General features: G+C 70.1%; 12 protein-coding genes. 9 read left to right on the top strand and 3 right to left on the bottom strand.

Annotation, left to right across the window (positions count from 1 at the left end):
* The first annotated feature begins 234 nt into the window (after positions 1-234).
* From ACIBM5_RS16930 to ACIBM5_RS16955, 6 genes are read left to right on the top strand one after another with little or no spacing between them, the layout of a single operon-like run.
* The gene (locus ACIBM5_RS16930; RefSeq protein ID WP_396007563.1) at positions 235-1,182 is read left to right on the top strand and encodes a methyltransferase domain-containing protein; all 948 of its coding nucleotides are present in this window, start codon (positions 235-237) and stop codon (positions 1,180-1,182) included.
* 60 nt (positions 1,183-1,242) lie between these two features.
* Positions 1,243-1,722 (top strand): VOC family protein, encoded by a 480-nt coding sequence (locus tag ACIBM5_RS16935; protein WP_396007564.1) that lies wholly within the window; start codon positions 1,243-1,245, stop codon positions 1,720-1,722.
* Positions 1,719-2,684, top strand: a complete 966-nt coding sequence (locus tag ACIBM5_RS16940; RefSeq protein ID WP_396007565.1) for a hypothetical protein — start codon at positions 1,719-1,721, stop codon at positions 2,682-2,684. Before ACIBM5_RS16935 ends, ACIBM5_RS16940 begins: the two co-directional genes overlap by 4 nt.
* 5 nt (positions 2,685-2,689) lie before the next feature.
* A complete protein-coding gene (locus ACIBM5_RS16945; RefSeq protein ID WP_396007677.1) occupies positions 2,690-3,583 on the top strand; it encodes an LLM class flavin-dependent oxidoreductase in 894 nt (297 codons plus the stop codon).
* Positions 3,580-4,458: a PhzF family phenazine biosynthesis protein gene (locus ACIBM5_RS16950; protein ID WP_396007566.1), complete on the top strand. Its 879-nt coding sequence runs from the start codon at positions 3,580-3,582 to the stop codon at positions 4,456-4,458. The genes ACIBM5_RS16945 and ACIBM5_RS16950 overlap by 4 nt, the downstream gene beginning before the upstream one ends.
* A gap of 23 nt (positions 4,459-4,481) precedes the next feature.
* Positions 4,482-6,278 (top strand): gamma-glutamyltransferase family protein, encoded by a 1,797-nt coding sequence (locus tag ACIBM5_RS16955; RefSeq protein ID WP_396007567.1) that lies wholly within the window; start codon positions 4,482-4,484, stop codon positions 6,276-6,278.
* A 54-nt stretch (positions 6,279-6,332) separates the two neighbouring features.
* Here the strand turns inward: ACIBM5_RS16955 and ACIBM5_RS16960 are convergent, their stop codons facing one another.
* Together ACIBM5_RS16960 and ACIBM5_RS16965 are read right to left on the bottom strand one after the other, a co-directional pair.
* Positions 6,333-7,652, bottom strand: a complete 1,320-nt coding sequence (locus ACIBM5_RS16960) for an MFS transporter (RefSeq protein WP_396007568.1) — start codon at positions 7,650-7,652, stop codon at positions 6,333-6,335.
* A 236-nt stretch (positions 7,653-7,888) separates the two neighbouring features.
* The gene (locus ACIBM5_RS16965) at positions 7,889-8,038 is read right to left on the bottom strand and encodes a hypothetical protein (protein WP_396007569.1); all 150 of its coding nucleotides are present in this window, start codon (positions 8,036-8,038) and stop codon (positions 7,889-7,891) included.
* Between the two features lie 255 nt (positions 8,039-8,293).
* Between ACIBM5_RS16965 and ACIBM5_RS16970 the strand changes: the two genes are divergently transcribed.
* From ACIBM5_RS16970 to ACIBM5_RS16980, 3 genes are all read left to right on the top strand, one after another.
* Positions 8,294-8,668 (top strand): hypothetical protein, encoded by a 375-nt coding sequence (locus ACIBM5_RS16970; RefSeq protein WP_396007570.1) that lies wholly within the window; start codon positions 8,294-8,296, stop codon positions 8,666-8,668.
* Between the two features lie 131 nt (positions 8,669-8,799).
* Positions 8,800-11,466 (top strand): tetratricopeptide repeat protein, encoded by a 2,667-nt coding sequence (locus tag ACIBM5_RS16975; RefSeq protein WP_396007678.1) that lies wholly within the window; start codon positions 8,800-8,802, stop codon positions 11,464-11,466.
* Between the two features lie 1,424 nt (positions 11,467-12,890).
* Positions 12,891-13,829: a hypothetical protein gene (locus ACIBM5_RS16980; protein WP_396007571.1), complete on the top strand. Its 939-nt coding sequence runs from the start codon at positions 12,891-12,893 to the stop codon at positions 13,827-13,829.
* A gap of 322 nt (positions 13,830-14,151) precedes the next feature.
* On the opposite strand, the gene ACIBM5_RS16985 is transcribed toward ACIBM5_RS16980, so the two are convergent.
* Positions 14,152-14,472 (bottom strand): carboxymuconolactone decarboxylase family protein, encoded by a 321-nt coding sequence (locus tag ACIBM5_RS16985; RefSeq protein WP_396007572.1) that lies wholly within the window; start codon positions 14,470-14,472, stop codon positions 14,152-14,154.
* Positions 14,473-14,540 lie beyond the last annotated feature (68 nt).

Raw genomic sequence — 14,540 nt, forward strand, 5'->3', positions numbered from 1 at the left:
CGAGTGGTCGGCGGCCCTGGTCGTCCAGGTGGGTCATGGTGAACCTGCCGTCGGTGTGGTCGCCCTGTCAACACGACGCCGATGTGACGCACGTCACTTGCGTTATCCGATCGTGATCATGGATATTAAATGTCGCCTGTCGTAAATTTTTGTTTCTCACCATTTTGCGTGAGAGGGGTGGATGTGACGCCGGGGGACAGCGAAAGAGCGATAACCCACATATACAATTCTGCGGTGGCGGCTTCGGCCATCGGTGCCGCCTGGGAACTCGGTATGTTTGACGAGTTACACACGCAGGGAATGCTCGACGTGCAGAGTTTCGCGGCCGAACGGGGACTCGACACCGTTTCCGTTCTCGGCCTCTTTCGGGCACTCTCGGCGGTCGAGATCGTCGAGCGCGAAGATTTCAAGATATTACCGGGCGTCCACTTCTCCGAGGCGTACCGAAACAAATCGTTCTTTCACTGGCTCACCAGGGGGAGTGCGGATCTGTTCCGGCGGGCGCCCGAGGTCGTGCGTACCGAGAACCGGGTGGGAAATTTCTGCCCGCGCGACAGCGCCGCCATCGCCTTCGCGTGCCGGGAGATCAGCGAGTTCTGCTACGACCCCTGGTTCTGGCAGACGGTGCAGGGCCTGGACTTCGACTTTCACGTCGTCGCCGACCTGGGCTGCGGCAGCGGCGAGCGGCTCATGCAACTCCTCGGCCGCCATCCGGGTACCCGGGCCGTGGGCATCGACATCGCCCAGCCGGCCGTACGGATGGCAACCGCCGCAGCGGCCGCGGCCGGCCTTGCCGACCGGATGACATTCGTGCAGGCCGACGTGCTGACGATGGCCCCGGATCCGGCGTTCGAAGAGGTCGAACTCCTGACCTGTTTCATGATGGGGCACGACTTCTGGCCCCGGCAACGGTGCATCGAAAACCTTCGGCGGCTGCGCACCCTGTTCCCGCGGGCGCGCAGATTCCTGCTGGGTGACGCCACCCGCAGCGAGGGAGTCGCCGACCGTGACCTGCCGATCTTCGCGCTGGGATTCGAGGTCGCGCACGACATGATGGGCACCTTCATTCCGACCGTGCGCGACTGGGAATCCGTTTTCGAGGAAGGCGGCTGGCGGCTCAGGAGTAAAAATTCGATCGACATCGCCGTCGGCGAGGTCATCTTCGAACTCGAAAAGCTCTGAGCCACGCAGGATGTCGGAACCGGGGCCGACGCAGGCCGCCGGCCACCGGAGAGGATTCGTATGCCCGATCTCGAATCGGTGCCCGTTCTGCACCACATCGCGGTGCAGACGGACAACCTCGACAACTCGATTTCATGGTACGAGGACTTCTTCGGCGGCCGGCTGACCTGGGCGACGGACATATTCTCGGACCTGACCGTGTCCCGCCTGCCCGGCATCGTGCGGATGGCCGAACTGGCCGTCGGAGCCGCGCACTTCCATCTCTTCGAACGCGGCACTCCCGCCGAGCGCCGGGCCGCGCCGGACGCACCTCGTTTCCAACACGTGTGCCTGGGCGTCGAAACGCCCGCCGAACTGCGTACCTGGCGCAGCCGTTGGTTGGAACTCTCGGGTTCGCACCGCTACGCGTTCGTCGACCCGGAGCAACCCACCGAGATCGTGACCGACGCGCAGGGCACCCAAAGTTTCTACTGTCTGGACGTGAACGGCCTGGAATTCGAGTTCACCTGCATCGGGGGAGCAGCGGGGGAGAACGCATGAGGCGCCCGTCGGCCGTCGCCGCACTCTCCCTGCCCGGCACCCACGGCTGGGACTTCGGCGACTACCCCTACGGCCTGGAACCGCTGACGATGCCGGCGCCGAACAGCGCCGCGCCCGACGGTGGCAGTCGCGACGAAGCCGACCTCGACGACGCGTGCCTGGGCTTTCTGGCCCGGGCCAAGGAAGGTTTCGGGATCACCCCACCCGTCGACGACAACGGCCTGGGGCGACTGTTCTGGTTTCGCTGGATCATCGGCCATCACGTCTCCTTCGTGATCTGGCGCCTGCTGGCGGACGAACTGTCGCGACTGTCCTCGAACCCGAAGGACCGCGAGGCCGCCTCGGTCGCCGTGACGGAATACGTGCGGGCGTACTGCGGGATGCTGCTGTACACGGGCTCGTGCAACAGCGCCATCTACAACGCGGACATCCGACCGAGCATGCATCGGCTGCACAGCACCTTCAGCGGTACCTGGGCGCCGGACTACCCGCCGGTACGAAGCCTGTTCCGCGGCCGGAAACTGCCACCCGTGGTCGACTCCGAGCGGGAACGGCTGGTCCGACAGGTCGAGTTGAGCCACCGCATCCACCTGGGGGTCGCGGCCAAGCTGGTGGAAGGCGGCAGGTCGCTGCTCCAGCAGTCGGTCGCGCAGCGCGACGCCAACCAGCCCCGCATGTGGGAGGGGATCTTCGACTGCTACTTCCTGACCCTGCGGGCGCCGACCACGCGGCAGGAGATCCTGGCGCAATTGTTGCGGCGCAACAAGGCCATCGTGATGGACCTCGTCACGAACGGCCTGTACCCGGGGTCGCCCGAGAGCCGAGACGAGACATTGGCGGAGATGCGACACCCCGACATCGTGGAGTGCGAGGAGGATCTGACCCCCTCGCTCTTTCGCGTCGCCGGTCTGGCCGCCGGCTTCTCCGCGGCCCGGGTGGCCAAGGAGATGACCGCCTCGTGAGCACCATGCGGCACGGGGTGATCCTGCTGCCCGAGCAGCGCTGGTCGCACGCGCGGCGACTGTGGACGCACGCCGAGGAACTCGGCTTCGACCACGCGTGGACCTACGACCACCTGATGTGGCGATGGTTCCGCGAAAAGCCCTGGTTCGGCGCCGTCCCCACGCTGGCGGCCGCGGCCGAGGCCACCTCCCGGATCGCACTCGGGACGATGGTCGCCGGCGCGTCCTACCGGCACCCGGTGACCTTCGCCAAGGAATTGATGACCCTCGACGACATCTCGGACGGCCGGCTGATCTGCGGACTCGGCGCCGGCGCCGGAGGCCACGACGACCGGGTGCTGGGCCACACCCCCCCGTCCCCGGCCGAACGCCACGACCGTTTCGCGGAGTTCGTCGAAATGACCGACCTGCTGCTGCGCCGACGGGTGACCGACCACCAGGGTGCCTGGTTCGAAGCCCACGGCGCCTTCATGGTGCCGGGCTGCGTCCAGCGCCCGCGCCTGCCCCTGGCCATCGCCGCGACCGGCCCCCGAGGCATCCGGCTGGCGGCTCGCCACGCCGACATCTGGGTGACGGCCGGCGACCCCGGCTGGGGTGAACCAAGCGGCTACGCACCGGCGATCGCGAACCTTCGCGCACAGGCGCAAACCCTCGACGCGGCGTGCGCGGACATCGGCCGCGACCCCTCGACGGTGCGCCGCCTGGTCGTCACCGGCGCGATGATCACCGGCGTGATCGATTCGGTGGACGCCTACGAGGACGCCTGCGGGCTGTTCGCGGACATCGGCTTCACCGACCTGGTCGTCCATTGGCCCCGAGCCGACTTCCCCTACCAGGGCAGCCCCGAGGTCGTGGAGCGGATCGCCGGCAAGCTCTTCACGTCGACGGGCACACGATGATCGGCTACGAGCTCGTCAACATGTTCACCGACCGTCCCTTCACGGGCAGCGCCCTGGCCGTGGTCCCCGACGCGACGGGACTCTCGTCCGCCGTGATGCAGTGCGTCGCGGCGGAACTCGGCGCCGCGGAAACCGCCTTCGTCCTCCCCGCGACCTCGCCCCACGCGTCGTACCGGGTACGCGTCTTCGGTCCGGACGCCGAATCACCGCACGGCGCGCATTCCGCAGTGGGGACCGCCGCCACGCTGGCTCGCTTGGGCCGCGTTCCCACCGGCCACCTGGTGCAGGAATGTGGCACCGGACGCCAGGTGCTCGCGGCGCGGGCCGACCGCGCCACCCTGCACGCGACCGGGCCGGTGCGCGGCGAGCCGCTGGATCGGCAACCACTGCTCGACGCGGTGGGGCTGACCGAGGCCGACCTCGCCGATGCGGACGGCGACGGCGGGCCGCGACTGGCGGGCTTCGGCGGGGGCTTCGCGGTGCTCCCGGTCCGCGCCGGCGCGATCGCCCGGGCCCGACCCGACTACGCGCACATGCGCGACGTCGCGCTGCCGGCCTTGTGCCTGTTCACCTGGGACCCGGCCGATCGCCTCGCCCGGGCCCGGCTGTTCGCCCCCGGCTTCGGCATCCCCGAAGACCCCGCCTGCGGACCGGTGGCCATGGCCCTGGGCGGGTGGCTGATCGTCGCCGGCCGACTGCCCGCCACGAACGGCGGGCACGGATACACGGTCCGCCAGGGAGCCGAGGCGGGCCGCCCCGCACTGCTCGAGTGCACGGTGACGGTCGAGAACGGCCTCGTGGTGCGAGGCAGCGTGACCGGCCGGGTGACACCGGTCGCCTCCGGACACCTCGCGGACCCCGTCGAATCCCCTTGACCGACCCCTCGGAAGGACGTCTCGTGCTGCATCGTCCGGAACTGCACGGCAACGCGTGCGCGGTCTCCTCCACGCACTGGCTCGCTTCGGCGGCGGGCATGGCGATGTTCGACCGCGGCGGGAACGCGTTCGACGCCGCCACCGCCGCGGCCCTGGTCATCCAGGTGGTGGAGCCGCATCTCAACGGTCCCGGCGGAGACGTCCCGATCATGGTCTACGACGCGGCGACCGGGTCCACCCGGATCGTCTGCGGACAGGGTCCGATGCCGCGGCAGGCGACGCCCGAGGCGTTTCGCCGGCGCGGGCTGGCGGTGATACCCGGCTCCGGACTGCTGGCGGCCACCGTGCCCGGAGCCTTCGGCGCCTGGATGCGCCTGCTGCGCGACTTCGGCCGGCTGACGGTACAGGACGTGCTGGAGCCCGCGATCGGCTACGCCGAGGACGGATATCCGCTGCTGCCCAAAGCCGCCGCGATGATCGAGGTGATGGCGCCGCTCTTCCGCGACGAGTGGACCGAGTCCGGCCGTACCTATCTGCACCACGGCGCGGCTCCCGCGCCCGGCGCCCGGATGCGCAATCCGGCGCTGGCCCGGACGTATCGCCGCATCCTCGCCGAGGCCACGGCGGGCGGACGAACGCGCGAGGCACAGGCGGACGCCGCGATCTCGGCCTTCTACGAGGGATTCGTCGCCGAGGCCGTCGACCGGTTCATGGCGACCGAGGAGCCGATCGACTCCACCGGCCGGCACAACGGCGGCTTGCTCACCGGTGACGACCTGGCCGGCTGGCGGGTACCCGTCGAGGCCACCGTGGCCCTCGACTACCGCGGTCACAGCGTGCACAAGGCGGGTCCCTGGTCCCAAGGCCCGGTCTTCCTCCAGCAACTGGCCCTGCTGGAGGGCTTCGACATCAACGCGATGGGCTTCGGGAGCGCGGACCACGTGCACACCGTGATCGAGTCCGCCAAGTTGGCCTTCGCGGACCGGGAGGCGTGGTATGGCGACCCGGAGCACGCCGACGTGCCGCTGGCCGGCCTTCTCGACCCCGTCTACGCGGCGGCCCGCCGGACCCTGATCGGATCCGAGGCGTCCGATGTCCTGCGCCCCGGCTCCCCCGACGGTCGGAAACCGTGGATTCCCCCGGTACTGGACGTGTCCGCCTCCTCCGGCGACCCGGACTGGCTGCGGCAGTTGGCCGACGGCATCCCGACCGTCCTGCAACGGACGGCGGCGAAGGGCGACACGTGCTGCGTGAGTGCGACCGATCGCGACGGCAACATGGTGGTCGCCACCCCCAGTGGCGGGTGGCTCAAGAGCTCCCCGGTGGTCCCCGGCCTCGGATTTCCGCTCGGCACCCGAGGCCAGATGGCCTGGTTGGACGAGGGGCACAACAACTCCGTCGCTCCCGGCAAACGGCCCCGCACGACGCTCAGTCCGACCTTGGTGCTCCGGGACGGCGCGCCCTACCTGGCCTTCGGTACGCCCGGGGGCGACCAACAGGACCAGTGGACCCTGAACTTCTTCGTCAACCACGTCGACTTCGGCATGAGCCCCCAGCAGGCCGTGGAAGCGGCGACCTTCCACACCGATCACGTACCGAGCTCGTTCACGCCCCGTCGGGCGCGGCCGCTGGCCGCGGTCGTGGAGCAGGACGGGTTCGATCCGGGCGTCCTGACCGAGCTTCGCCGGCGCGGCCACGAGGTGCAGACGGTCGCGCCGATGACCCTGGGCAAGGTGTGTGCCACGGGCCCGGATTCGCACGGCGGCGTGCTGGCGGCGGCGAGTCCGCGTGGGCAACAGGCGTACGCGGTCGTTCGGTGACCGTGGCCGGGCGCCGTGGGAGTCGCGCCCGGCCTTGCGGAAAGCGGTGCCCGGTCACCGGGGGAGCGTCGGATCGTCGACCGGATCCGGATCGGGATCGGGATCGGGATCCGGTTCGGCTGCGCCGTCGAGTCCGGCGGGTCGGCTTCGAACCGCCTCGAGACTCGCCAACCTGGGGACCACGACGAGGGACGCGAGCAGGACGACACCGCCGAGAACGGCGGGGGTGCGCACGGAGAACGCGGAACCGAGCCAGCCGCTGAGCCCGGCGCCGACCAAGATCCCCAGACGGCTCAGCAACAGGTAGCAGCTGTTGACCCGACCGAGAAGCCGACGCGGTACGACCCGTTGCCTGAGGGAGACCACCTGCACGTTCCAGGTCACCACACCGAAACTGGCCACGGCGTACAGGACGGCCGCCAAGGCCACGGAGGAGCCGACCCCCAGACCCAGCAGTGAGGCTCCCATCAGGAAGAAGGACAGACCGATTCTGGCCGTCAGGCCGAGGCGGTTGCGCAGCCGGCCCGAGGTGACGCCGGCCAACGCTCCGCCGACGGCACCCGAGGCCAACACCATGCCGTACGCCACGGGCGACGCCCCCAGGGTCTTCGTCAACAGCAGCACCAGCATGGTGACCGCCAGATAGAAGGCCATCGACGCCACCGCGGCCACGATGGCCAGCAGCCGGATCCCGCGGTGCGTCCAGGTCCAGCGAACGCCCTCGCGGATGTCCGCCGCCACCGGGCGACGAGGTGACGGCGTGCTCGCGCTCGACCGACCCAACGCGGCCACCAGGGCGGCGGCCAGGACGAAGGAGACGCCGTCCACGGCGAACGGGTACCCCGCGCCGACGACGAACAGGGCGGAGCCCAGCAGCGGGCCGACGAAGTGTCCGCCGACGATGAGACCGCCCTCCAGACGACCGTTGGCGGCCTCGAGTTGCTCGGGCCGCACCACATCCGGCAGGGCGGAGGTGGACGCGTTGACGAACACCGTCTCGCCGCATCCGAGCACGAAGGCCAGCAGGGCCGGCACCACCAACGGCGGGCTCGCGACCAGCACCCACGCGGCGAAGCCCAGGACCACCACGGCGCGCACCAGGTCGACCTGCCACATCAGGCGCCGCCGGTCGAACCGGTCGGCCAGGACACCCCCCACCAAGGACATCACCAGCCAGGGCAGCGTTCCGGCCACCGTCACCAACGCCACGGCGTTCGGGGACGACGACACCGTGGCGGCCAACAAGGGCAGGGCCGCGTCCCGCATGCCGTCACCCACGGCGGAGACCGACGAGGCCGACCACAGCAGCGTGAACTTCCTGCCCAGCCTCGACGCCGGAAGCCCCTGCGATGCCGCCGATTTCGCCGTAGTCACCGCCCCAGTCTGGCAGCCGGCCGGCCCCGACGAACGGGAGACGAGAGGGATGGCGCCCGGCAGGCACCAACACGTCGACGGCGCATTCGACCCGTCCGCCCGATTCGTGGTGAACACCCGGATCCGGGTGCGGACGTTGCCCGCGTCGGCAACCGTCGAGCAGTCCGCGGATACCGAACTCCGCGGCGACCCGCTCCGGCCCGACCGACGATCACGACCCGCAACGGCCACCAGCCTCACCCGAACCCAAGCACCGGCGCCGACGCATGATCGGCACCGGCGCGAGTAGCCGCACCCTCCATGCGCTCGACGAAGGCGTCCGACTCGACGGAGTCGGGGGCCTTGCTGGTGGCCTTGGCGAGGCGGACGAACCCGTCCTTGCTCATGGTCTCGGGATGGTCGTCCGGGGCCGGCGGGGGCCGTCCGCAACAGACGTATCCGCGCACACACCGGCGGGCAACGAACCCGGCCGACAGGGCCGCGCGTCCACCCGTCCGAGTGGGGGGAGCCGGCGCAGCGGATCCTGGTTTCGGCGGTTTCGTTGTCGTGGAGCCTGCGGGTGAGGGAAGCGGGGTTGGAGTCCTCCGGCGAACGTCCGGTTTGCTCACATCGACCGTATCGGGAGGGGCATGCTGGAGGGCATGACGGGTCGTGACGTGGGTGTGGCCGCGTTGGTGGTGGCGGGCCTGGGTGCGGTGGGGCCGGGTGTGTTCCTTGCGGTGGCCGGGTTGGACGACGCGGACGAACTCGCCAGTGTAATCGGGGTGTTCGTGGGCCTGGTGGGTCTGGGGCTGTCGGTCTACGGGATTGTCCTGGCCCGACGGCCGCCACCATCGCCAGAGCCGATCGCGCCGGGGGCCACGGCGGCGGGTTCGTCGCACAACGAGTTCACCGGTGGCACGGCGCGTGACGCGTACATCGCGCGCGACCTCACCGTCGACCGCGGCACCGCGACACCCACATCGGGTCCGACGCCTGCGATTCCTCCGGGAGGCCACGTCCCGCCCGGTCCGTGATCGAAGACTTGGCATACGGCGACTTCAGGGGGTGGGGCGTGGCGTGGTGGCGGTGGTGGTCCCGGTCCGCGAGGCGCGTGGTCCACACGGCGGGGGACACGACAAACGTGTTCTCCGGTGGGACGGTGTCGATGCTGGTGCAGGGGCAACACGTCACGCTGCGCCTGCCGAGGGACGTTCCGGACGCATTGCGTGGGTTGCCGCCCGCACCGGGCGTGTTCACCGGGCGTGAGAGGGAACTCGCCGATGTCGCCGCGCTTGTGGCTCCGTTCGTAGCCGCCGGAGGCGAGGGTGGGCGTGCGGTGTCGGTGGTGGCGGGAATGGCCGGGGTGGGCAAGACGGCGCTGGCGCTGCGCGCGGCCCACGACGTGGTCGCCGCAGGATGGTTCTCCGGCGGCGCGATGTTCCTCGGGTTGCGCGGCTACGGTGACGCTCGTCTCGACGCGGACGCCGTCGCCGTGGAGATGCTCGGGATCCTCGGTGTCCCCGCAGAGGTGATTCCCGCCGGCGCGCAAGCCCGCCTGGCGGTGGTGCGCACCGTGTTGGCCGGGTTCGCCGAGGCCGGGCACCGAGTCCTGATCGTTCTGGACGACGCCTCCTCCGGCGACCAGGTCCTGCCCGTCCTGCCCGGCACCACGACGCATCCGGTATTGGTCACCTCGCGCCATACCCTCACCGGCCTCGACGCCCCCACCATCGAACTGCGCACCCTGCCCGACCGCGCCGCGCTCGACCTCCTGGCCGCGGCCCTGCACGCCCGGCGCCCGGGCGACAGCCGCCTGCGCCGGAACACCCGCGCGGCCCGGGCGTTGGTGGGCGTGTGTGCGGGGTTGCCGCTCGCGTTGCGGGTCGTCGCGGGCCGACTCGCCGCCTCGCCCGATCTCGCCGCGGGCGTGTTGGCCGTGGACCTGGCCGACGGTGCCCGGCGTCTGGAGGGTCTGGACGACGGCGAGCGTGCCGTGCGCACCGTCCTCGATCTCGCCTACGAGCATCTTCTCGCCGCCGACGCAAACGCGGCGACGGTGTTGTGTCTGGCGGCCGAGAACCCCGGTCCGACATTCACCGTCGACGCCGCAGCCGCCCTGAGCGGGCTCGATCGCACCATCGTGATGCGCGCGTTGGCGGAACTCGACCGCGCCCACCTCGTCGAGCCCGCAGGCACCGGCCGGCGGCGCATGCACGACCTGGTCCGTCTGCACGCCCACTCGATCCCCGACCCGAACCGGGAACGCGCGGTGCACGGACTCATCGCGTACTACAACGCCGGGGTCGACGAGTTCGGCGTCGCAGCAGGTGCGTCTCCGGCGCAGGGAGTATCCGAGGCCGCAGCGGCGAGCACGGCCCGGGGGTGGTTCGCCGCCGAATACGACGGTCTCCGGGCAGCCCTGGAACACGCGGCCGGCCGGGGTGAACACGACACCGTCCTCGGATTGGCGCTCGGAGTTGATCCCTACCTCATCCGCATCCGCGACTTCGGTTCCGACCTGCGCAATCTCCACCTGGCGCTTCGGGCCGCGGAAGCCCTGAGTAGTCCCCACCGGGCGGCGCAGGTACTGAACCGACGCGGGAGCGCGCTGTGGAAGGTGCGGCGGTTCGAGGAGGCGATCGTTGCCCACGAACGCGCCCGCGAGTTGTTCCGGGCCACCGACGACCCGAACGGCGAGGCCCGCGCGTGGAACAACCTCGGGAACGTGCTGGGGGAGGTGCGGCGGTTCGAGGAGGCGATCGTGGCCCTCGAACGCGCCGGCGAGTTGTTCCGGGCCACCGACAACCCGAACGACGAGGCCCGCGCCTGGCACAACCTCGGGAGCGTGTTGCAGAAGGTGCGGCGGTTCGAGGAGGCGATCGTTGCCCACGAACGCGCCCGCGACCTGTTCCGGGCCACCGACGACCCGAACAGCGAAGCCAACGCGTGGAACAATCTGGGGATCGCGTGGCGGGAGGTGCGGCGGTTCGAAGAGGCGGTCAACGCCCACGAACGCGCCCGCGAGTTGTTCCGGGCCACCGACGATCCGAACGGCGAAGCCCGCGCGTGGAACCACCAAGGGAGCGTGTTGCGGGAGGTGCGGCGGTTCGAGGAGGCGATCGTCGCCCACGAACGCGCCGGTGACCTGTTCCGGGCCACCGACGACCCGAACGGCGAAGCCACCGCCTGGGGCAACCTCGGGAGCGCGTTGCGGGAGGTGCGGCGGTTCGAGGAGGCGATCGTCGCCCACGAACGCGCCCGCGACCTGTTCCGGGCCACCGACGACCCGAACGGCCAAGCACACGTGTGGACCCATCTGGGTCTCGCGCTGTGGGATGTGCGGCGGTTCGAGGAGGCGATCGCCGCCCACGAACGCGCCCGCGACCTCTCCCAGGCCACCGACGACCCGAACGGCGAGGCCAACGCGTGGAACAATCTGGGGATCGCGTTGCGGGAGGTGCGGCGGTTCGAGGAGGCGATCGTCGCCCACGAACGCGCCCGCGACCTGTTCCGGGCCACCGACGACCCCCATAACGAAGCCGCCGCCTGGGGCAACCTCGGGATCGCGCTGTGGCAGGTGCGGCGGTTCGAGGAGGCGATCGTCGCCCTCGAACGCGCCCGCGACCTGTTCCGAGCCACCGACGACCCCGACACTCGGCTGGCGGTCGAAATCCTCCTGCGCTCCGTCTGGGAACAAGTCCAAGCCATCGAAACATCGCGAGATCACGCCTCCCACAACAGGCAGGCTCCACCCAGCCCTTCGACCCCCGCATTCACAGGCTCCCTGACCGTGCTCTTCCCCAAGCGAGAAGAACCACCGCCCGGCACATGAGCCACACTCGCCGTACATCCTCTTCATGAGGGGCCGTGTGCCCTGGCGACGGGGAATACGGACGCCACCGAATACGGCCAAGTGCCGGCTATCCGAGCGGACCCGGTCCCAGCGGACGTCGAGCCGTAGGACGTGCGGTCACCATCGCCCCCCGCGAACCGAGAAGCCGGCCCCTTCTTCGTTCGCCGCGCAACGCTGCCGGGCCGATGCGACGCGGGACCCGTGGCCGAGACGGCGACTCGGTTCGGTGGTTTGAGGTCCACGGAGGGGGTGGAGCAGGGATGAAGAGGCGGCACGGTCCTCCGTGCTCGACCGATCAGGCATGCCGAGCGATGGGCGGAAGGCTCGTATGGTGCACAGCACGGAACTGGATCGTTCGGGTCCGACGATGCCGGAGGAGGTCGTCGCGGCGGCGCGTGGGATGCTCGTGCCGTATCTGCGGGACCTCGTGGGCCGAGTGCCGCCGCCGCTGGACATCCCGTGCGCGTACCACTTCGGGTGGGGGCCGGCCCCGCCCTGGAGCGCGCCGGCGTGCAGGACGTGCCAGATGGTGAGGGTGAGCTTGTGCGTGACCGCCACGAGCGCGGTCTGCTCGTGGACTTTTCCGGGCCGGGGCGGGTTGACGGTGGGCCGGCACGAGCTGTGTGAGCGCTCCTCGGCAAGCTGTCGCATACGAAGCTGCGTTCGCAGACGACCGGCACAACGAAGGTATCCGTCGAAGCGGAACAGGCTCAGGTCGAGGTGCATCGCGGCGGCTGTCGACGGGCCGGCGATACCGACCGGGTGATGCGGACCGGGTGACATGAATCGGGTCATACGGATGGTTCGATGCCGATTCGTTGTGTGATACGCGTTGTCCGTTTCGTCGAACGTGCCCTCGGATCAGGGCCATTCCGCGCATGATCGACGGCTGCGCGCTCGTGGGGGGCGCGGTGAATTCGTCCGGTGGGGCCGTGGCGAGCGTGACGTGGGGATGGTGGGGGACATGACGGCGTGGTCCTGAGCGGCGGCGCGCGGCCGGACGGCGGTGGTGCTCGCGGTGGTTGCGGCCGTGATCGCCGGATGCACGTCGGGCGGCGGAGGCGATGGCGACGGCACGGGCTCCGTCGAGGGGGCCAACCCCCAAGGGGGCGTGTCCGTTTCGGCACCCGCCAAGGCGTTCGAGGGTGCGTCGCCGGCCCTGCGCCTGAGTACCGTCGACGACGCACCGCCGCCGAGCGGCGCGTACAAGCTCTTCGGCAAGCCGACGAAGATCGAGGTACGGGGCGGTGAACTCGCCAAGGGGCGGGCCGTGGTGACCCTGGACCATCCGGCCCAGGCGACGCCGCAACAAGTCGAGAACCTGAGGGTGTTGCGGTACGAAGGCAACGCATGGCAGGCCCTGACGCCCGAACATGTGGACACGGCCCCGGCATCGGGTCTCGGTGAGCACGGACCGCTTCTCGCTCTGGGGAATCGGATGGTGGGACGTCGAAAGCGCGATCTCGACGACCGTGACCAAGGCGAGGAACCTGCTGAGCACCGACGGGGTTCCGGGCATCGGCAAACGCGTGGCGAACCCGCCCACCGTCGAGTGCGCGTACCCCGCGCTCACCCTCACCCTCGACGTCGAGAAGTTCGTGCCGGGCGCGATCACGTGCGCCAAATTCGATGTCACCGACGGGTCGCGACGGACCCTCGATCTGTACGTGAGCAATCCGCACTTCACCCCCTTCCTGCTCGATCTGCCTCCCGGCGTGCGGTCCGTCGAGGCCAAGCCGGACCCGGACAATCCGTATATGCTCCTGGCCCGGACCATGGCCTCGGCGCAGAATCTGCCCGTCGCGTTCCTGCCCGCCGTCGGCATGATCCGGCTCAAGGTCGACCTGTCGAAGCTGACAGGAACAGCCGTGTCGGAGCGTACCCGCCGCAAGGACACCACCGAGGTCACCTTCGTCCTGCCGCCCGGCCATCCGGCGGGTGAGACCGGCGTCGTCGGTGACTTCAACGACCGGCAGCCAGGAATACACCCCTTCGTACTGCGCATCGACGGAAGCCGCGCCGTCGCGGTGACGCTCCCGGCGAATCGGCGCGTTGCGTTCCGCTACCTGGCGCACGGCGACCACCGGTTCGACGAACACGATGCCGGCGGCCACGGCGGCCACGACGGCTACCTCGACCACCTGAACGCCCGAGCCCTGACACGCGAACAACCGCCCGCCGACGTGTCCCGCACGCCGGCGGGCGTTGTCGCGGCGGGCGGCGAGGCGGTGCGACGTGCCGCCGTGCGAGAGGCCGAGGCCACCACCGCGCGGCGGCACGCCACCGCGCTTGTCGGCGCACTTTTGACGCACGCTCTCTCCATCGGGTTGAACACCCAATAGAACCCGCATTGACACGGGGGAGACGAACCGGTCGAGCTTCCCCGTGTTCATGGGTGTCGCCTGTCCCGGCAGATATTCGGTATGTCGCCAATCACCGACCGGCGGAGTGAGCACACGACCGGGCACCCGGATGCGGTGGGATGGTTCCGCGGTCGTCCGGGTCCGCTCGTGCCTCGGCAGGCTTCGCGGCCCGTTTCGCACACCCGGCACGCTGCCGCTTCGTGCGCGAACCGTGTGAAGTGCGGATGGCCGGAGCCTTCCGTGCCGCCGTATCTTCGTCGACCGGCCGGGAGGGATTCGTCGGGTGTCGGCCCGTGGTGCCTCACTCCTCGGGTGCCGGCATGGCGGCGGCGATCTCGATGCCGAGAGCCTCGGCTATGTGGGTGGCCGCGGCCATTACTCGTGCGGTGCCGACGACGGGTGCGATGGCGACGAGGACGTCCTGGATCTGCTCCGGTGTCAGCTCGGCTTCCGCGCCTGCCTTGAAGTGCGCCAGATACGACAGCGCGGGGGCGTCCATGGCGACGAGCGCGGCGACGCGGGTGAGGATCAGGGTTTCGGGAGCCAGGCCGCAGCGCTCCAGGGAGTCCAGGGTCATGGCGGCCAGGGTGTCCAGGACGGGTGTTTCCTGCGATGTGGTCATGATCGGTTCCCTTGCGGATCTCGTGGTTGCCGGGCGTCACGCCGGCGCCGGGCTCACCGGGTCTCCCA

Origin of the sequence: Embleya sp. NPDC050493, from assembly GCF_044458105.1 — a bacterium.
GTDB lineage: Bacteria > Actinomycetota > Actinomycetes > Streptomycetales > Streptomycetaceae > Embleya.

Coding starts and splice junctions, on each gene's coding strand:
- ACIBM5_RS16935 (WP_396007564.1), top strand. CDS start 1,243: ATGCCCGATCTCGAATCGGTGCCCGTTCTGCACCACATCGCGGTGCAG.
- ACIBM5_RS16940 (WP_396007565.1), top strand. CDS start 1,719: ATGAGGCGCCCGTCGGCCGTCGCCGCACTCTCCCTGCCCGGCACCCAC.
- ACIBM5_RS16945 (WP_396007677.1), top strand. CDS start 2,690: ATGCGGCACGGGGTGATCCTGCTGCCCGAGCAGCGCTGGTCGCACGCG.
- ACIBM5_RS16950 (WP_396007566.1), top strand. CDS start 3,580: ATGATCGGCTACGAGCTCGTCAACATGTTCACCGACCGTCCCTTCACG.
- ACIBM5_RS16965 (WP_396007569.1), bottom strand. CDS start 8,038: ATGAGCAAGGACGGGTTCGTCCGCCTCGCCAAGGCCACCAGCAAGGCC.
- ACIBM5_RS16970 (WP_396007570.1), top strand. CDS start 8,294: ATGACGGGTCGTGACGTGGGTGTGGCCGCGTTGGTGGTGGCGGGCCTG.
- ACIBM5_RS16975 (WP_396007678.1), top strand. CDS start 8,800: ATGCTGGTGCAGGGGCAACACGTCACGCTGCGCCTGCCGAGGGACGTT.
- ACIBM5_RS16985 (WP_396007572.1), bottom strand. CDS start 14,472: ATGACCACATCGCAGGAAACACCCGTCCTGGACACCCTGGCCGCCATG.